Origin of the sequence: Clostridium thermarum, assembly GCF_006351925.1 — a bacterium.
Taxonomy (GTDB): Bacteria; Bacillota; Clostridia; order Clostridiales; family Clostridiaceae; genus Clostridium_AU; species Clostridium_AU thermarum.
Window position 1 is genome coordinate 1,546,170 of record NZ_CP040924.1, and the last position, 18,502, is coordinate 1,564,671.

The following is an 18,502-nucleotide window of genomic DNA, read 5'->3' on the forward strand; positions in this document are numbered from 1 at the left end:
TATGATGCCAGGTCCTTTTTTTTATGGTTTTGTGATAATCTTAGGCTTATTGGAAAAAATAAATATGAAAGGAGGATTAGAAATGAAGAAACGAAGATTTAGTATATTTGTATGTATCCTTACATTTATCTTATCGCTAAATTTTTTAAATCTAAGGGTAAAAGCAGAGGGAGAAGGAATAAATGTAGAAGCAAAATCTGCACTGTTAGCTGAACCAACCACAGGCAGAATATTATATGAAAAAAATATACATGAAAAACTAGCCCCTGCATCTGTTACTAAGATAATGACTATGCTATTGACTATGGAGGCCATAGATAGCGGTAAAATTAAATTTAGCGATAAGGTAACGATAAGCGAGAATGTTAAAAAAATGGGCGGAAGTACGATGCTCCTTGACACAGGAGAAATTAGGACTGTTGAAGAGCTGATAAAAGGTGTAGCCATTGCTTCAGGAAATGATGCTGCGGTGGCTCTAGCAGAATATATAGGAGGCAGTGAAGAGGCCTTTACGGCTATGATGAATGAAAAAGCCAAAGCTTTGGGAATGCATGATACTACATTTAAAAACTGTACTGGACTTCCCGCAGATGGGCACCTATCTTCTGCTTATGACATATATTTAATGTCCAGAGAATTATTGAAACATCCTTCAATACTAAAGTACAGCGGAACATACATGGAGACAATTTCAGAGGGTAGAAAAACCCCTATTGAACTGGTAAATCATAATAAATTGGTTAGATTTTTCAAAGGTTGCGATGGACTAAAAACCGGTTATACCAGTGAGGCAAAATACTGCATATCAGCAACCGCAGTTAGAGAGGGTGTAAGGATGTTATCTGTTATTATGGGAGCCCCAACTTATAAAGTCAGAAATCGTGACGCCAGCATGCTTTTAAACTACGGTTTCTCAAAGTTTGAGTGTAAAAAGCTTGTAAATAAAGGTGACGATGTTGAAAAGATTACTTTAAATAAGAGTGGAGATAAATTCCTTATGGCCAAGGCAGCTGAAGACTTCTCAGTAACCTTAGAAAAGGGAACAGAGAATAAGATAACTAAGAAGATTATGCTGCAGGAAAATAAAAAGAGTTATAAGCAAGGTGAAATTATAGGTTACTGTGAATTTTACAACAATGGTGAACTTTTTGGCAAAGTAAATATCTATAGTGATAGAGCTATAAAGAAGACCTCAGGCTTCTTTGAAAACTTGAAATTCAACTTCAAGAACTTATTTAATCATGCCATATAAAATAGGAGCTATCGCACAAATTTAAAGAGCGATAGCTCTTTAAATTAAAAATATAAGGGGATGTTACACTTAAAGAGAAAATTGCGTCACAACGCAATTTTTTAAATGAGTAATGAGCAGTGAGTAATTTCATCCATGATTACTCATTACTCATCACTCATTACTAATTGAAAAAGTGCTTCGCACTTTCCTTCAAATAAGCGATAGTCTTTTTGCTGGATATAATGAATTTATATTATAGTATTAATTTCATTTTAATGATATATTATTTATGTATGTTTTGATACAGTATGGGGGGAAGCAGTATGGAATATAATATTAAAATCTCCAACTTGAATTTTGAAGGTCCCTTTGATTTACTTCTTCACCTTATTAAGAAGAATGAAATGGATATCTACAATATAAAAATATATGAAGTTACCAATGAATATATGGAATATATTAAAAGAATGAAGGAAATTGACCTGGAGATAACCTCTGAGTTTATAGTCATGGCAGCTACCTTGATAGAAATCAAGTCAAAAATGCTGCTGCCAAAACTCAATGAAAAGGAAGAAGATGAAGTCGATCCCAGAAAGCAATTGGTTGAAAAATTGGTTGAGTATAAGAAGTTTAAGGCAGTAGCAGGATTCTTAAAATCTAGAATAAAGGATACAGGATATCTGTTTGCAAAAAAACCGGAAATTATTGATGATAAAAGCAAACAAGCAAATAGTGAAGATATACTCAAAAATGTCACTATGCTGGATTTATACAATCTTTATAATGAGTTATTAAACAGATACAGGAATAAACTCAATGAAAACAACACCCTTCAGAACCATATTCCTATGGATAAGTTTAAAATAGAGGATAAGATGGTTGAGTTAAGTACTAGGCTTAAGAAGGGAAAGAAGTATGTTTTTAAAGAGATAATAAGTTCCTACGAAAGTAAAATTGAAGTGGTTGTAGTCTTTTTAGCACTGCTGGAATTGATAAGAATTAAGAATGTCCGAGTTTATCAGGAAGATAATTTTAAGGATATTTATATAGAAAGGGTTGATACCGATGAAGAAGGACGATATTCTGCAGACGGAAATGAAGGAGATATCCAATAAAGAAAGATATTTTTCAATAATTGAATCTCTTCTATTTGTAAGCGGTGAGTCAATGAAGTTAAAGACCATCGCAGAAATATTAGAGTGCAGTCCTGTGTATGCAAAAAATATATTGAAGGAAATGATGTTTACCTATGAGGAAGAGAGCAGGGGCATTAAATTAATCAACATGAATGACGAGTATCAATTGGTTACCAAGCCTATGAACAGTGATTTTGTAGTAAAAATTCTTAAAACCAATAATAGACAAGCTCTTTCACAGGCTTCCTTAGAGACCCTTGCCATAATAGCCTATAAGCAGCCTATTACCAGGGTAGATATAGATGAAATAAGAGGAGTAAAGAGTGACAGCGCTGTAGCCAAGCTCCTAGAAAAAAATCTCATAAAGGAGTCCGGAAGACTAGATGCACCGGGGAGACCCATACTATATACTACCACCGACGAATTTTTAAAGCAGTTTAACTTACAGAACATTAAGGAACTACCGTCTATTGAGAGTATAATTGACGAGTACTTAGATGAAGATGAAGAGACTAACTCCGAGCAAGCAAACTTAGAACAATAGAAAAAGTAAAGTTGCTGCCAGATAGAAATAAAATGTCAATTAAAAAACTGCGTATTAACGCAGTTTTTTATATAGCATCATGAGTGGATTCATGGTCTGTGGCTTTTACGTCATTTTTGTATTCTTCTTTACCTTTTCCGTTACCTTTGAGCATATCTATTATCTGTGGGATTGAGTCAATAATTCTGTCGTAGGTATTTTCATGGTCAACAGATAGAAGTCTTATAGATTCGCCTTTCATAACCAAGAAAGCTACCGGTTTTAGAGAAACACCAGCACCGCTGGCGCCTCCAAAGGGTAATTTGCTTTCTTCTTCTGAATTTTTCTTTTGAGCAAATTCACTGCCACCGGAGGCAAAACCGAATGAAACCTTTGAAATCGGTAATATAACAGTACCGTCATTAGTTTCGATGGGCTCGCCTATGATGGTATTAACATCGATCATATCTCTGAAGTTTTCCATTGTGCTTTGCATTAAACCTTCGATAGGATGATTATACATAGATATATCCCAATTAAATTGGGAAGCCACCTCCTTAAAATACATAAATTGCAAACAGCATATATATAATTTTTGCTAAATTGAAAGAAATTATACAATTTAGCCTAAAATTAAACATTGGATCATTATAATGGGGTACAATATGATATTCATATTTTTTTATATCAAGCAGAAAGCTGAACTGATTATACAAAAGACTGTTCAGTCCATTCAGGATTCCGTAAAATATTGCTGTCACTGCTGCATCATCAAAACCATAGTGAAGATCAAAGTCAATTTTTGCAGGCAGCTTACGTTTTTCATCCGATACCTTATAGATGACCTTCCTAAGCTTTTCCGGAAGAAAATTGACAAGGTTGAATTCAGCTTTCTGCGCAGTGGCCGGTGTAGCTTTGTGCTTTTCAACTTTTTTTTTAAGTTTCAATTGTTTGTTATATATGAAAATATTAAAGTGTCCATCCTTATATAAAACGGAGAGTTTTATGCTCAAGGGAAAAAAAAGGATGACTAAGAGTAGTATTATGCCAACAATATAATACATAAAAAGCTCCTCCAGAGTTAAGTAACATTTGATATTATATCCATAAATATAAAATTATTTCATATTATTCGAAATAATTTATAAGAAGTATAAATTCATAGGATTAAAGTTAGTGATAATACAAAAACTATTATATAGACGTGGGATTTTTGAAGTTATTAGAAAAGAAAGAGGTGTTGTCCGGTGCATGTGAAAAACTATATTAACTTTTTACTGGCATTCATTGTTTCTTTTACTTCATTTTTTTGTGTGAATGTAAATGCTGAACCTGAGAATGTAAAGCCGCCCTATATAGAAGCGAGAAATGCCATTGCAATTGATGCAAAAACTAATCGGGTTTTATATGAAAAGAATGCACATATATTAACTCCAATGGCAAGTACTACAAAGATAGTTACAGCCTTGGTAGCTTTAAAGTATGGAGATCTGAACAAAAAAGTTACCATAAGTGCAAAAGCTGCAAATATAAGAGGGTCAGTGGTAGGTTATAAAAAGGGAGAAGAAATATCATTGAGAGAATTGATATATGGCTTAATGTTGAGAAGTGGTAATGATGCAGCTATAGCCATAGCAGAGGGCATATCCGGCAGTGTGGAACAGTTTGTACAGCTGATGAATGAATATGCAACGGAAATCGGTCTGGTGGATACCCATTTTGAATCTCCCCATGGGCTTGACAGTTCCATGCATTATACTACAGCCTATGACCTAGCTCTTGCCACAGCAAAGGCCAAGGAAATAAAGGAATTTAACGAGATTGTTTCAGTTAAAGATGTAGATGCCGCTGCAAAAGGTTTTAGCAGAGGTTATCACAATATAAATAAAATACTTTGGCAGATTCCTGAAGCCAATGGTGTAAAAACAGGATATACCGGTCAAGCAGGCAAATGTCTGGTAACTTCAGTGAATAAAGGAGGCAGCGATATCATTATCGTTGTTATCAATTGTCCTCAAAGGTGGAGAGAAACGAAGAAGATAAATGAATTCATTTCTAAAACTTATGATTTTAAACTGGTAATCAAAAAGGGTGAGATTGTAAAAAGCTTATGTATCTTACCCACCAAGAAAACTACAAATTTGGTAGCTAAGGAAGATATAAGGATTCCCATAAAAAAGGGGAGTGCCATGGATGTACAAATAAAAACACCAAAGGATATAGAGGCACCTATTTATAAGGATGAAAAGGTAGGTACTATTAATATCTATGAAGACAATGATTTGATATATACTTCCCCATTATGTACAGAAAATGAGGTATTGAAGGAAAAGGGAATTAAAAAATGGTATAAATTCTTTAAATAGGATTTTGAGCAATATAACAAAATTATTTGTTAATCATACAACAAATAGAAGGAATTCTCAGTTTTATAACACTGGGGATTCTTTTTTATTTATAGTCACAAAATTAAATAAACTCAATATTTTAATATTATAGCGTGAGTTTTTTCTTGGCTTTTATCAGGGAGAAAGGCAGGTTTAAAAATGAATTACGAAGTAACTGATTGTATCGATGCAGGAACAGAGTACTGTCCATGCCACTTGGCTCAGGTCGGTGAGTGTATACTGTGTTCTCAATTATCCGGAAAAACCTTCTGTGATTGCATAAATTGGAAGGGTGTATGCATCTATCAGGAATATGTATGGAACGGAAACAAGGCAAAAAATCAAAGGAAGAATTATTTTTGTAAGGTTTTGAAGAAAGAGATGATAGACAATAAAGTCATTATTTTCACATTACTTACTTCTCATAAAATTGCTCAGGACCTGATGCATCCAGGTAGTTATATATTTATGAGGAGTCCTAAAACCACTCAATTTTATGATACCCCAATTTCAATTATGGATGTAAATACTGAAGAAAATTGGATTAAAGTTGCCATAGAAATAAAAGGCATTAAAACTAAGAGTATCGATACTGTGCAGGAAAACGAAAATATGCTCATTAGAGCTCCATTTTGGAATGGAATTTTTGGCTTAAAAAATGTATATTCTGCCAAGGATGGGCTGTCATTAGTCATTGCAAGGGGAATAGGACAGGCGCCTATGGTTCCTGTGCTCAGAAAATTATATTCTAATAGAAATCAGCTCATAGTAGTTTTGGATAACGGAAACTATAGAAGTAACTTTGTCAGCGAGTATTTATCCATGTATGATTGCAAGGTGATAAATTGTAAGACTCTAGAAAAAGGTGAATTAACAGATGAACTAAAAGAGGTCATTGATAGAGCCATTGAGGAAGATAAGGTAAATCTTATCCACTGTGATGGTGCCGATATTCTAAACTTTAAGGTTATAGAATATGTGAACGACCGAGTGAAAACATCAAGCTGTAACAATGCCAGAATGTGCTGCGGAGAGGGAGTTTGCGGAAGCTGCAGTGCCAGATATAAGGGACATGTGGTAAAGCGCTTATGCAAAATTCAGACGGAACCTAAAAAATTCTTTGAGGGGAGAAGGTTAATATGAAGGTTATCATAATTGGAGGAGGTTGGGCTGGGTGTGCTGCTGCAATTACGGCAAGAAAAGCCGGCGCTGAGGTAACACTTTTTGAAAAAACCGATATGCTTCTGGGGCTTGGAAATGTTGGCGGAATAATGAGGAACAATGGAAGATATACTGCTGCTGAGGAGCTTAAAGCAATCGGGGCCGGTGATTTGATAGATATAACAGATAAGAATAGCAGACATTCTAATATAGATTTTCCTGGACATAAACATGCCTGGTTGTATGATGTTAACAAGGTGGAAAAAGAAGTTACCAATTACCTGAAAGAAATTGGTGTCAACATTAAGATCATATCCAGAGTGGTAGATATAGAAAAAGAAGGCAAGAAGATTAAGGGAATATATCTGGCTGACGGAAGCTTTTATGATGGAGACGTATTTATTGAGACAACGGGTTCAACAGGACCTATGGGCAATTGTTTAAGATATGGCAATGGGTGCTCCATGTGCGTTCTGAGATGTCCGGCCTTTGGTCCGAGAGTAAGCTTAAGTGCCAGAGCAGGGGTTGACGATTTACAGGGGGAAAGAGAAGATGACATCTTTGGAGCCTTCAGTGGATCCTGTAAGCTGGCAAAGGACAGCCTTTCACCGGAAATTGTGAAGGAACTGGATGAAAAAGGTGTTGTTGTTTTGAAGGTACCTTCAGAGGATGTAAATATTGACAAGCTTAAATTAAAGGTATGCCAGCAATATGCCTTAAAGGAGTTTGCAGAAAACGTAGTATTGTTAGATACAGGACATGCAAAGCTAATGACTTCCTACTATCCGCTGGACAAACTAAGAAAGATTAAGGGATTAGAATATGCAAAATATGTAGATCCTTATGCCGGAGGCAAGGGAAATTCAATAAGATATCTCTCAGTGGCTCCACGAACCGACGACATGAGGGTAAAAGGATTAGACAACCTCTTTGTGGGTGGTGAAAAAGCGGGATTGTTTGTTGGACATACAGAAGCCATAGCTACAGGCTCACTGGCAGGCCACAATGCAGTTCGCTATGTTCTTGGAATACCGCTGCTTACACTTCCAAGGACCGTTGCCTTGGGAGACCTGATTGCCTTTGCAAATTATCAACTATCCACAAAGGAAGGCAGAAGAAACAGGTACACCTTTGCCGGGGCTGAATACTTCAAGAGAATGCAGGAATTAGGCCTCTATACAATGGATATAGAGGAGATTAAGGCAAGAATCGAAAAAGTTAATCTCACAGACGTTATGAATCAAAGGCTTGTCTAATTGACAATGGACAATTGACAATTAAGGATGATTTTTCACAGCGAAGCTGAGAAAAATCTGCAAATTATAATAAAAGCAATTCAGCTGCGCTGAATTGCTTCATTCATTGTCAATTGTCATATGTCAATTGTCCATCGTTTATAGTATTTCTTTTATCATCTTAGCGGCATTGGTCAAAGGACTTATTGACTTATCCAAATTAACATAGTGCATTATGGTTGCAAGGTATTGAGACATGTCTACTTCTTTAAACCAAGGACTCTTTCTGACTTCCTCCGGAAGGTAGGTTAAGTTAGTGGAGTAGACCCTATCAATTAGACCCTCTCCATAATACTTGTTAAACTTGCTTATACCTTCGGTGAATAGGGCAAAGGTAGTGGCTACATATATCTTTCTGGCCTTTCTCTTTTTAAGTTCTTTAGCTATATCAAAAATAGATTCTCCGGAAGCAATCATATCATCTATGACCAATGCGTCCATTCCCTCAACATCTCTTCCGATGTATTCATGCTGTATAATAGGATTTTTACCTCCTATAACCTCGGAGTGATCACGTCTCTTATAGAACAGACCGATATCCAGGCCTAAAACGCTGGAATAATAAATCGCTCTGTCCATAGCTCCCGTATCAGGGCTTATGGTTATCATCTTTGATTTATCAATTCTAAGGTCCTCTTCTTCCGTTATGAACTTCTTAATAATCTCGTGGGTTGGGTAGAGGTTTTGAAAAGAAAGCAGAGGAACTGCATTTTGAACGTTAGGATCATGCACATCGAAGGAATAGATATCATTAACCCCAAGTCTTTCAAGTTCCTGCAGCGCCATAGCGCAATCCAATGATTCCCTGCCTTTTCTTCTATGTTGTCTTCCTTCATATAACAGTGGCATTATTACGGTCACTCTTCTAGCTTTTCCACCCATAGCGGATACTACTCTCTTTATATCTTGAAAATGTTCATCTGGACCCATATGGTTTGTAAAACCGTACATCTTATAGGTGCAGCTGTAATTTCCGATATCACATAATATGTAAATATCTTTTCCTCTAACAGTCTCCTCCAGCTTTACTTTACCTTCTCCGTTTGAAAATCTTATTTCCTCTGTAGATATAAGAAAGGTTTTTGGCACATTACCGGAGTTATCCTGTCTCATTTCTTGTAAGTAGTTATCAATCTTTATTCCTAATTCTTTACAGCTCTGCAGAGCTATAATTCCCATCTGGCCATATGGCATGGAATTCATTGTAATACTTTGCATTTTCAACTCTCCTTAGTATTTACTTTCAACATTCTATATTTTACTCTATATTTCGATAATTTTGTAGAGTTATTTTAGGAAGATTATCAAAATTTCTCAGTATTATTTAAAATTGAATTATAAAAATATCTAATGGGCAAAATTATGAATACATAGTGAAAAAGGAGGGAAGATATTTAAATATGTATAAGAATAACGAGTTAATAAATAACTTAATCAAGGAATTTGAAGTAAAGGGAGAAATAGCTGTAAATAATGGTTTAGAAGAACTGTTTATTGAAGCGATGGATGATAAGGGGGGCTATTCCTATGCAAGCAGTATAAATAAGGAATTCAAAGATAGCAGAGAGGCGCAGATTGAAAAGCTGAAAGAATAAAAAGATTTAAAAAAGACTGCACTTAAATTGTTAAAGCAAAAAAGGTGAATTGAAAAGTTAACTTCCACTTTGTAGAATTAACTTCCACCGTAAAATCGATACTAGATAAGATTTTTGGTTATAAGAGTAATTTTTTGCTTATTTTAGACAAAAATGAGGTATAATTTAAGTAGCTCAAGCAGATTTCAGCTGATTTTGGGTATAGCAAACAAAGGGTGAATATTTTCCGTTTTTTTTGCAAAGGTAAATTCCACCCATTGAAAAAGTTTTAACTTAAGCGCCAGCGGTAATCCCTGCTTGAGTAGGTTAATATTTTAATAAACTCGGATTCATGATAATCTCATTTGGTTTGATGAGTTCTGAATCCAACTTTGCGAGCGTTTTAGCGCCGTAAAGGAAGCTGAATACCGAGTATGGAGACTGGTCATTCAGCTTTTTTCTTGAATAAGAATTAATGTGACTCATCATCAATGAGATATCCTTCTGTTGAAATGAGTTGAAGCTCTGGCCTTTAGGAACAATTCTCCGGATCAATTCATGGTTGTTTTCTGCAGCACCTTTCTGATATGGCGCTGAAGGGTCGCAGTAGAAGATGCGTGTTATGCGGTTTCCCTGCCTATCAAACTCGATAGCCTTTGGATTTGTAAACTCACTGCCGTTGTCAGTTAGAATGACAGGAAATAGTTTTAGAAAAGTGTCAGGCCCCAGTTCCAAATAAAGATTTTCGAAAATATCTATGACGGAACGTGAAGTGTTTGCATCCCTAATAAAAGCAAGCATAAACTGAGAATCAACGAAATGGATAGTGAGCAACACCTTACCACCTTTAGTACCTTCAACAGAATCCATTTCAACTACTGGAGTATCAGGATTTTCCTTCATGAATTCAAGAAAATCCTGATATGTGCGTCCAATTCTGTAGGACTTATCCACTTTAAAATGATTTTTAAGCTTTTTTCTTGGACGATAAACAACTTTTCTTGGAAGGTCAATATTTTTTGTGGAGAAAAGATTGTAATCAATATAGTTGTAGATTGATTTTTCACTATGCATGATAAGGTCTCTGTTATTAACGCAGATATGGTGTATAGATTGACCTCTTTGAATGAGTGGGGTTATGATTTTATCAAGACGTTTAATCTCGTCCTCAGAAATAGTTATGCCGCTTCGTGACTCAGAACGACGAAGTACATATTCATCATGGGCATAGGAAGCATTATAGATTGCTTTCTCCAGAGTACATTTTGTAAGGCTAGCACATCCATTGCACACATAAGGTGGCTTAGAGAGTAAGTGACAAGTATATGCTTTGTAATCAGAACAGAATTTTGAACAATCTGAACAAAAGCGACAGCGTCGAATTCTACAATGTGATTTCTCACATAGATATGTATGGTTGCAAGTTAAACGATGAATACAGTTGTTAAAAGGTCTACCGTAAGAACCTGTTCGCTTGTACATGATATGATTTTTAACCTCTTTGGAAATGGTTGTACAATCTCGATCAAGCTCTCGGGCTATTGCTTTGAAAGAAAGGGAGGCTTTAAGCATTATTTCAATAGAGACTCTTTCCTCTAACGTAAAGTGTTTGAATTTAGCCATAATGAAAAACTCCTTCCTTACCAAGCAAGGATTACTGTAATGACGCATATATCAATATAATAATATTTTGTATTACTAAATTCCACTCTCTATACTCTTTCATATTTGTAGAATTAAAATCCACTCTTACCACCTAGAGAGGTGGAATTTACTTTTGCAATTAAAGTTAAAGCAAAAAAATTAATTTTTTTGTAGGATATTATTGATAAAATCCTATAACATCAATATAATATAAGTATATTTTTTATAAACAGTAGAATAATAATCAAAAGGCTATGAAAAAGAAAAGTACACGGAGGGTTAATTTACAGAGATCTAAGGATGGTGGAAACTTAGAAATTAACGCTGTGGAAAGAAGCTTTGGAGCAATAAATAGAAAATCACGACAGTGGAGTATATTTATGGGTTTATCTCCTTAAAGATAATTGAGTTGGGTTAAAGAAATTTAACCAATTTAGGTGGTAACGCGGAAGATTAGCCTTTCGTCCTATGTAGTTAGGATGAAGGGCTTTTTAATATGTAAAGGAAAGGTGAAAGTTCATGAGTTTAGAAAAGTTAGCAGATCTAATATACCCAGATATTAATAAGACTATTGAAGACTACATTAAAATGTATCCGAAGAGAAACTTGAAAGAGGGTGCCAAGGTAACAAGATATGCCCCAAGTCCAACTGGATTTCAGCATATCGGAGGAGTTTTTTCAGCCTTGATCGATGAAAGATTGGCTGTACAGAGTGGTGGAGTATTTTATTTGAGAATAGAAGACACAGATCAGAAGAGAGAGGTAGAAGGGGCAGTAGAAGATACAATCTCTACTATGCATAACTTTGGACTGAATTTCCATGAAGGAATGACAGGAAAAGATACTTCGAAAGGAGATTACGGCCCATACAGGCAAAGTGAAAGAGCTGAAATATATAAGACTTTTGCAAAGCATTTAATACTTAAGGGCTTGGCTTATCCATGCTTTTGTAATGCAGACGAACTTAATGCCTTAAGAGAAAAGCAAATAGCTGAAAAGATAACTCCGGGATATTACGGAGAGTATGCTCACTGCAGAAATCTTTCTACAGAAGAAGCGATAGAGAAGATTGAAAGAGGAGAAAGCTATATACTTAGACTAAAGTCACCGGGCAATTCTGATAACAAGGTAGTATTACAGGACCTGATAAAGGGAGAGGTTGTGTTCCCGGAAAACAATCAGGATATCGTATTGATAAAGGGTGATGGACTACCAACCTATCATTTTGCTCATGTAGTCGACGATTACTTAATGAAAACAACCCATGTGATCAGGGGAGAAGAATGGCTGTCATCTGCACCTATACACCTTCAACTATTTGAAGTGCTTGGCTTTGAGCCGCCAAAATACGCTCATACTCCAACCATTATGAAACAGGATGAGGGATCAAAGAGAAAGCTTTCAAAAAGAAAAGACCCCGAGGCTGCCGTTTCCTATTACAGGGAGGTTGGATATCCAGTACAGTCCGTAATAGAATATCTGTTAAATATAATTAATTCAGGTTTTGAAACCTGGAGGGCAGAAAATCCTTTTGCAGACAGCTATGATTTTGAAATTGCCTTAGATAAGATGAGTAAAAGTGGTGCCTTATTTGACCTGGTAAAGCTAAGTGACGTTTCAAAAGATGTAATCTCCAGAATGAAAGCCACAGAGGTATATGAGAAATATACAGAGTGGGCAAAGGAATTCGATCCACAAATGTATGAATTGGTAACTGCTAATGAATCCATGGCTAAAGAAATTTTCAACATAGATAGGGAAGGTCCAAAACCAAGAAAAGACTATGCAAAGTGGATGGATGTTAGAGAGAAGATCTTCTACTTCTTTGATGAACTATTCTATAAAGAAACAGTAGATCAAATAGAGCTTCCAAAGAACGTTGATATGGAAGAAGCAAAACGAATAATAGCTGCCTATGCTGAGGCTTACAACTTTGATGCCGATAAGGACACTTGGTTCGAAGAGTTAAAGGCTGTTGGTGAGCAGCTAGGCTATACTGCTAATAGGAAGGAATTCAAGGCTAACCCAGAAAACTTCAAGGGTATGATTGCAGATGTGGCTGCAGTGGTCAGGGCTGCCTTAACCCACAGGGCAAATACTCCAGACCTTTATACCATAATGCATGTAATGGGAGAAGAAAAGGTAAGAGATAGGTTTGCTAAGTTTTAATATTGGTTGACAAGGGACTATTCAACATTTTATAAAAACAAAATGTTGAATAGTCCTTTTAAATTTTTATATATTTTGTGACCAAAGTGCCCTTTAGTTTGTGTTATCTATGAAAGGGGGGGAATTTGTCATGGAAAACTCTTCACTTAGGCCTAGTATTTATATGAAAATCTCTTTAAGTTGTTACAACAGGCGGTTTTTGATTCTGTCAAAGATAAGGAAGAGTTTAAGAGCATCATTGAGGAATTAAGATGCTTAGAAGAAAAGTCGCTTTCTAACAGAAGGTTATAAATAGCATAGTTATTACAAAAGTTCAAGCGAGGTAAGGCTTGGACATAAAACTTTTAGAAAAGTTGAAGTGTCCAGTCTTGCCTATAGAGATAAATTATGATATATTTGTATAGGAATAATATCTTAAAAGGGAGTAGCTGTGGCTTTGTGCCATAAATAGGGTCAACATAATGGAGCAATCCTGGTCCTATTTGCTTTAGAGTTAGAACTAAAGAAGCGAGACTTTTAGATTAGTATATCTGCCTTGTGGGTATATTAGTCTAAAGGCCTCGCCTTTTTTATTTTATTATTATTATGGGGGTTAGAAAATGATACAGGAATTTATTAAGGCAATGTTCCTAATTTTCATGGCAGAGATGGGGGACAAGACACAAATTTTAGCTATGGCCTTTGCCACCAGGTATAAGGTCAGAAAGGTGTTAGTTGGTATTTTTATCGGATCTTTACTAAATCATGGTGTTGCCGTAGCACTTGGAGCTTATATGTCAAAGTTAATACCCATTAACATTATACAAATTGTTGCGGGTATTTCCTTTATTGGATTTGCTCTATGGACACTGAGAGCAGAAGAGGAAGAAGATGAAGAAGAAGCTAAAAGCAGTTTTGGACCGGTACTTACCGTTGCCATAGCCTTTTTCATAGGAGAGTTAGGGGATAAGACCCAGCTCACAGCAATTACTCTGTCTGCTGATGCTCAATATCCATTGTTTATTCTAATGGGTACAGTAACAGGAATGGTTATTACAGGGTCCTTAGGTATTTTGGTAGGAAGTAAGCTCGGTAACAGAATACCCGAATTTACTATTAAGATTGCTTCTGCAGCCATATTTATGTTTTTTGGTATTACAAAATTGTTTGCCACCTTACCAAAGGAATACCTGACTCCAGTAAATATAATAATCTTCTTTATTGTACTGGCACTTTGTGTATTCTTGATTTTAAAGCCCACTATAGAAGAAAGAAAAAAGGGCAAGCTATCTACCTTTAAGCAGGTTTCAGAGGAATTATATCAGTATTATAATCAAATTAATGAAAGAATAGAAAACATATGCCTTGGAGAAAACTATTGTATAAGATGCCAGGGAAAAAATTGTTTAATTGGATATACAAAAGAAGTACTTAAAAGTATAATCGAAGACAGTGTAAGCCTCCCTGAAGAAGGGATTATGGCCTTTGAAAATTCCTTGAAAAAGAATTATAGTCAGGAAGAGCTTATAGAAAGTCTGGCAGTGACTGTAAACTTTATTCTTAACAATATGAACCACAGTAAGGAGCTGCAAAACGTACATACCATACGGCAAATATTTGAAAGGCTCTTGTTAAAGGAAGTTGTTGGAGAATTTCAGACTCTAAAACAATATATAGCAAAGGTAGAAAATATAAATCATTTAATATCAGTAAAGCTCTTGAGAAGGATTAAAACTATAAAGAAGGAAGATACTGCGTATAAAATCTCTTAAGCAGTAAGGGGACGTTTTGTTTGGCTAAAAGATGGCAAGCAAAACGTCCCTCTGCTTTCATCCCTCAAGTCTATAGGGCCAGCGGTCAATTCCGCCTAGGTTATATACGGTTATAAAACCTAGGCTAATCAGTAACCATGCTGCAGAAGTGGCACGGAGTCCGGTCTTACAATACACCATTATTGGTATGAAAGGAGACAATTGTAAATTACAGATTTCCCATTCCAAAAATTCTATTGGGATGTTGACACTTCCAGGAATATGTGCTTCCATATACTCTTTCGGTGATCTGACGTCGATCAGGAGAATATTTGGATCGTGTTTCAAAAGCTTCCGGGCTCTGGAGGGGGAAATGTTTTTGTAGGGCATTTTGCAGTAACTCATCGTTTTCACCTCATATTTTTTCAATGTTTCTAGTAGGATGTTATAATACATCATATGTTGCTGTAGATGTAAGGTGAAAATAATAATATTAATCTGTAGATAATGATTGACAAGCCTCTGCTATACTGGTATCATGTTTAGTAATATCTGAATATAACATTCTTATCCAGAGAGACAGAGGGACTGGCCCAATGAAGTCTCAGCAACCAGCATGGTAACGGATGCATGGTGCTAATTCCTGCAAGTTAGTACTTGAAAGATAAGAAGAGACCTTGTTGCAAATGGAACCTCTTCTTTTGAAGAGGCTTTTTATTTATTATGAAAAAACAGAAAAAAAGAGTAGGGGGTCAACATGGAAAAGAGTTTAATGACAGAGCTGGTTCACTTGGGAGATAGAAATCCTCCTTCAGTATCACGCAGTAAAACTTTACCCATAACGCTAACCTCTGTGTTCTCCTTTGATGATGTAGAAACCTTGGATAAGGTTTATGCTGGGGAAGAGGAAGGCTACGTGTACACAAGGATGAACAATCCGGTCTACGATGCTCTAAAGGAAATAATGTACAATATTGATGGCGGAGAGGATGCTCAGGCTTACTCTTCCGGAATGGCTGCCATAACTATGTCCATTCTGTCTCAAGTAAGGGCCGGGGACCACATTATTGCTGCCAACGTATTATACGGCGGCAGCCATCAGTTTTTTAAGACTGAGTTAAAAAGGTTTAATATAGAGGTTACCTTTGTGGACCCTCTACAGGATAGGTTGGAACAGTATTTTAAAACAAACACAAAGCTTGTATACATCGAGACTATATCCAATCCACTGATGGAGGTCTTGGATATTCCTAAAATTGCTCAAATTGCCCATGACCATAATGCAAAGGTGATTGTAGATAATACCTTCGCAACCGCTGTGATATGCCAACCTTTAAAACTGGGAGCAGATATAGTTGTCTACAGTGCCACAAAGTATCTATGCGGACATAGTGATATCACAGCGGGCATAGTAGTTTCTGACAAGGAAACCATGCGACAGATAAGCTCTACAGGAGTATTATACGGACCTACCATGAGCCCCTTTGACGGCTGGCTCTTGGTAAGAAGCTTGAGAACCTTGGAGCTCAGAGTGATACAACATTCAAATAATGCATTAAAGTTAGCGAAGTATTTAGAAAACCATCCAAAAGTTAAGACTGTTTATTATCCAGGCCTTAAAAGTTCACCCCATCACATTACTGCAAAGAAAATATTCCGTGGGGACTATTATGGAGGAATGTTGAGCATTGATTTAGTAGATGGAGAAAAGGGAGCCTATGGCCTGATTAGGGAACTTGAAACTATTAAATTGGTTCCAAGTCTTGCGGGAGTTAGTACGGCCATTTCTTATCCCGCTAAAACCTCCCACAGGGCCTTCAGTGAAGAAGAATTGGAGAGGGCAGGAATATCAAAGGGGTTACTTAGAATTTCCGTAGGCCTTGAAAATATAGGAGATCTAATATCTGAGTTTGAGCGTACTCTGCAAAAAATATAAGATAAAAACAAAAAATATTTGACATTGTATGCAAAGGGTGGTATATTTATAAACATAACATAGTAAACAAATTATAATAGTAGGAAAGTAATTTAACAATAAATTAAAACTTGAAAATTTAAATAGTTCTTATCAAGAGAGGTGGAGGGACAGGCCCTATGAAACCCGGCAACCAGCATGTTTCATTTACATGTATGGTGCTAATTCCTTCGGTGTAAAACTGAGAGATGAGAGAAAAAAGCTGCTATAAGCCTCTTTCATCGAAAGAGGCTTATTATTTTATAGATGACTTACCAAAACAAAAAAATGAATATTTATACTATATTCATGAGAGGTAAAGGGTTAGGCCCTATAAAATGTAATAAATAATAAAAAGGAGTGATTAATTATGACAGAAAGAAAATTCAAATTTGACACACTACAGGTACACGCAGGCCAAAAGCCTGATCCAACTACAGGATCAAGGGCGGTTCCAATTTATCAAACCACTTCATATGTATTCAATGATGCGGACCATGCAGCAAATTTATTTGCTCTTAAAGAAAATGGCAATATATATACCAGAATAATGAATCCAACCACAGATGTGTTCGAGCAGAGGATTGCAGCCTTAGAAGGTGGGGTAGGGGCTTTAGCGGTGAGTTCAGGTTCTGCTGCCATCACGTACTCTATACTAAATATAGCCGGTGCCGGGGATGAAATAGTAGCGGCAAGTACACTTTATGGCGGAACTTACAACTTATTTTCTACTACCCTTCCAAAGCTTGGAATCAAAACGGTATTTGTAGATCCTGATGACCCGGAGAACTTTAAAAAGGCAATTAATGAGAAAACTAAGGCACTTTACCTTGAAACCATAGGAAATCCGGGAATAAATCTTGTGGATATAGAAAAGGTTGCTGATATAGCCCATGAAAATGGTATCCCACTAATTGTGGACAATACCTTTGGTACCCCTTATCTTATTAGGCCAATTGAGTTTGGGGCAGATATAGTGGTACATTCCGCAACAAAGTTTATTGGCGGACATGGAACTTCCATTGGCGGAGTGATTGTTGACGGAGGTAAGTTTGATTGGGCTGCCAGCGGCAAGTTTCCAGGCTTTACAGAGCCTGACCCAAGTTATCATGGAATTAAGTACTATGAAGCGCTGGGACCCTTGGCTTTCATCATAAAGGCAAGAGTACAGTTGCTGAGAGATACCGGAGCAGCCTTAAGTCCCTTCAACAGTTTCCTATTCCTTCAGGGCTTAGAAACGCTGTCGCTGAGAATTGAAAAACATGTTTCCAATACCAGAAAAATTGTGGAATTTCTAGATAATCATCCACTGGTATCATGGGTAAACTACCCGGAACTTGAGGGCAATAAATATTATGACTTGGCAAAGAAATATCTGCCTAAGGGACCAGGTTCCATCTTCACTTTTGGCATAAAAGGGGGCTTAGAAGCCGGAAGAAAGTTTATAAACAGCCTTGAGCTTTTCTCACTGCTGGCCAATGTGGCAGACGCAAAATCCCTGGTAATACACCCTGCAAGTACAACCCATGCCCAGCTTTCAGAAGAGCAGCAATTAGCCGCTGGAGTCACTCCTGACATGATAAGACTTTCCATTGGTATTGAGGATGTAGAGGACCTTATTGCAGATTTAGATGAGGCATTAAGAAAGGCTGCAGACGTATAAAAAGTATAAGATATTATAAACCTATGGGAGAA

At 36.5% G+C, this 18,502-nt stretch carries 16 protein-coding genes, 2 riboswitches and 1 other annotated feature; of the genes, 11 read left to right on the forward strand and 5 right to left on the reverse strand.

The features are described 5' to 3' along the window. The first annotated feature begins 82 nt into the window (after positions 1-82). The 3 genes from FHY60_RS06945 (at position 83) to scpB (ending at position 2,914) form a co-directional block, all read left to right on the forward strand. Positions 83-1,252, forward strand: a complete 1,170-nt coding sequence (locus tag FHY60_RS06945; protein WP_139904291.1) for a D-alanyl-D-alanine carboxypeptidase family protein — start codon at positions 83-85, stop codon at positions 1,250-1,252. 305 nt (positions 1,253-1,557) lie between these two features. Next, complete coding sequence (locus tag FHY60_RS06950) at positions 1,558-2,349, forward strand: segregation/condensation protein A (RefSeq protein ID WP_139904292.1); 792 nt, start codon at positions 1,558-1,560, stop codon at positions 2,347-2,349. Continuing rightward, a complete protein-coding gene (scpB, locus tag FHY60_RS06955; protein ID WP_139904293.1) occupies positions 2,300-2,914 on the forward strand; it encodes an SMC-Scp complex subunit ScpB in 615 nt (204 codons plus the stop codon). Before FHY60_RS06950 ends, scpB begins: the two co-directional genes overlap by 50 nt. 67 nt (positions 2,915-2,981) lie before the next feature. Here the strand turns inward: scpB and ytfJ are convergent, their stop codons facing one another. Both ytfJ and FHY60_RS06965 read right to left on the reverse strand, forming a co-directional pair. After that, a complete protein-coding gene (gene ytfJ / locus FHY60_RS06960) occupies positions 2,982-3,416 on the reverse strand; it encodes a GerW family sporulation protein (RefSeq protein ID WP_139904294.1) in 435 nt (144 codons plus the stop codon). Positions 3,417-3,450: 34 nt separating this feature from the next. Further along, on the reverse strand, positions 3,451-3,840 hold the full coding sequence (locus FHY60_RS06965; protein ID WP_180375484.1) for a DUF2953 domain-containing protein: 390 nt from the start codon (positions 3,838-3,840) through the stop codon (positions 3,451-3,453). 306 nt (positions 3,841-4,146) lie between these two features. On the opposite strand from FHY60_RS06965, the gene FHY60_RS06970 reads away from it, so the two are divergent. The 3 genes from FHY60_RS06970 (at position 4,147) to FHY60_RS06980 (ending at position 7,697) form a co-directional block, all read left to right on the forward strand. Next, positions 4,147-5,259, forward strand: coding sequence for a D-alanyl-D-alanine carboxypeptidase family protein (locus FHY60_RS06970; RefSeq protein ID WP_423243578.1), 1,113 nt, complete (start codon positions 4,147-4,149; stop codon positions 5,257-5,259). 180 nt (positions 5,260-5,439) lie between these two features. After that, on the forward strand, positions 5,440-6,423 hold the full coding sequence (locus tag FHY60_RS06975; RefSeq protein ID WP_139904297.1) for a sulfide/dihydroorotate dehydrogenase-like FAD/NAD-binding protein: 984 nt from the start codon (positions 5,440-5,442) through the stop codon (positions 6,421-6,423). Further along, complete coding sequence (locus tag FHY60_RS06980) at positions 6,420-7,697, forward strand: FAD-dependent oxidoreductase (RefSeq protein WP_139904298.1); 1,278 nt, start codon at positions 6,420-6,422, stop codon at positions 7,695-7,697. The genes FHY60_RS06975 and FHY60_RS06980 overlap by 4 nt, the downstream gene beginning before the upstream one ends. Before the next feature lie 138 nt (positions 7,698-7,835). Here the strand turns inward: FHY60_RS06980 and FHY60_RS06985 are convergent, their stop codons facing one another. Continuing rightward, positions 7,836-8,939, reverse strand: coding sequence for a ribose-phosphate pyrophosphokinase (locus FHY60_RS06985; RefSeq protein WP_139906314.1), 1,104 nt, complete (start codon positions 8,937-8,939; stop codon positions 7,836-7,838). Between the two features lie 197 nt (positions 8,940-9,136). Between FHY60_RS06985 and FHY60_RS06990 the strand changes: the two genes are divergently transcribed. Further along, entirely contained in the window at positions 9,137-9,331 is a 195-nt protein-coding gene (locus FHY60_RS06990; RefSeq protein ID WP_139904299.1) for a hypothetical protein, read from the forward strand. A gap of 306 nt (positions 9,332-9,637) precedes the next feature. Here FHY60_RS06990 and FHY60_RS06995 read toward each other — a convergent pair whose 3' ends face one another. Beyond that, on the reverse strand, positions 9,638-10,933 hold the full coding sequence (locus FHY60_RS06995) for an IS30 family transposase (RefSeq protein ID WP_139904066.1): 1,296 nt from the start codon (positions 10,931-10,933) through the stop codon (positions 9,638-9,640). 266 nt (positions 10,934-11,199) lie between these two features. Next, positions 11,200-11,426 (forward strand) — a binding site (T-box leader). Positions 11,427-11,473: 47 nt separating this feature from the next. Between FHY60_RS06995 and gltX the strand changes: the two genes are divergently transcribed. Then, a complete protein-coding gene (gene gltX, locus FHY60_RS07000; protein ID WP_139904300.1) occupies positions 11,474-13,123 on the forward strand; it encodes a glutamate--tRNA ligase in 1,650 nt (549 codons plus the stop codon). 599 nt (positions 13,124-13,722) lie between these two features. Further along, complete coding sequence (locus tag FHY60_RS07005) at positions 13,723-14,874, forward strand: TMEM165/GDT1 family protein (RefSeq protein WP_139904301.1); 1,152 nt, start codon at positions 13,723-13,725, stop codon at positions 14,872-14,874. Between the two features lie 57 nt (positions 14,875-14,931). On the opposite strand, the gene FHY60_RS07010 is transcribed toward FHY60_RS07005, so the two are convergent. Beyond that, positions 14,932-15,282, reverse strand: a complete 351-nt coding sequence (locus FHY60_RS07010) for a rhodanese-like domain-containing protein (RefSeq protein ID WP_180375485.1) — start codon at positions 15,280-15,282, stop codon at positions 14,932-14,934. 135 nt (positions 15,283-15,417) lie between these two features. Next, positions 15,418-15,524: riboswitch (SAM riboswitch) on the forward strand. Between the two features lie 86 nt (positions 15,525-15,610). Here FHY60_RS07010 and FHY60_RS07015 point away from each other — a divergent pair. Continuing rightward, complete coding sequence (locus FHY60_RS07015) at positions 15,611-16,789, forward strand: trans-sulfuration enzyme family protein (RefSeq protein WP_139904303.1); 1,179 nt, start codon at positions 15,611-15,613, stop codon at positions 16,787-16,789. Positions 16,790-16,915: 126 nt separating this feature from the next. Then, positions 16,916-17,023, forward strand: a riboswitch (SAM riboswitch). Positions 17,024-17,177: 154 nt separating this feature from the next. Next, the gene (locus FHY60_RS07020; RefSeq protein ID WP_139904304.1) at positions 17,178-18,470 is read left to right on the forward strand and encodes a homocysteine synthase; all 1,293 of its coding nucleotides are present in this window, start codon (positions 17,178-17,180) and stop codon (positions 18,468-18,470) included. Positions 18,471-18,502: the final 32 nt, after the last annotated feature.

Excerpts from the sequence above, each read along its gene's own strand:
- FHY60_RS06945 (WP_139904291.1), top strand. The coding sequence starts at position 83 with ATGAAGAAACGAAGATTTAGTATATTTGTATGTATCCTTACATTTATC.
- FHY60_RS06950 (WP_139904292.1), top strand. The coding sequence starts at position 1,558 with ATGGAATATAATATTAAAATCTCCAACTTGAATTTTGAAGGTCCCTTT.
- scpB (WP_139904293.1), top strand. The coding sequence starts at position 2,300 with ATGAAGAAGGACGATATTCTGCAGACGGAAATGAAGGAGATATCCAAT.
- ytfJ (WP_139904294.1), bottom strand. The coding sequence starts at position 3,416 with ATGTATAATCATCCTATCGAAGGTTTAATGCAAAGCACAATGGAAAAC.
- FHY60_RS06975 (WP_139904297.1), top strand. The coding sequence starts at position 5,440 with ATGAATTACGAAGTAACTGATTGTATCGATGCAGGAACAGAGTACTGT.
- FHY60_RS06980 (WP_139904298.1), top strand. The coding sequence starts at position 6,420 with ATGAAGGTTATCATAATTGGAGGAGGTTGGGCTGGGTGTGCTGCTGCA.
- FHY60_RS06985 (WP_139906314.1), bottom strand. The coding sequence starts at position 8,939 with ATGAATTCCATGCCATATGGCCAGATGGGAATTATAGCTCTGCAGAGC.
- FHY60_RS06990 (WP_139904299.1), top strand. The coding sequence starts at position 9,137 with ATGTATAAGAATAACGAGTTAATAAATAACTTAATCAAGGAATTTGAA.
- FHY60_RS06995 (WP_139904066.1), bottom strand. The coding sequence starts at position 10,933 with ATGGCTAAATTCAAACACTTTACGTTAGAGGAAAGAGTCTCTATTGAA.
- gltX (WP_139904300.1), top strand. The coding sequence starts at position 11,474 with ATGAGTTTAGAAAAGTTAGCAGATCTAATATACCCAGATATTAATAAG.
- FHY60_RS07005 (WP_139904301.1), top strand. The coding sequence starts at position 13,723 with ATGATACAGGAATTTATTAAGGCAATGTTCCTAATTTTCATGGCAGAG.
- FHY60_RS07015 (WP_139904303.1), top strand. The coding sequence starts at position 15,611 with ATGGAAAAGAGTTTAATGACAGAGCTGGTTCACTTGGGAGATAGAAAT.
- FHY60_RS07020 (WP_139904304.1), top strand. The coding sequence starts at position 17,178 with ATGACAGAAAGAAAATTCAAATTTGACACACTACAGGTACACGCAGGC.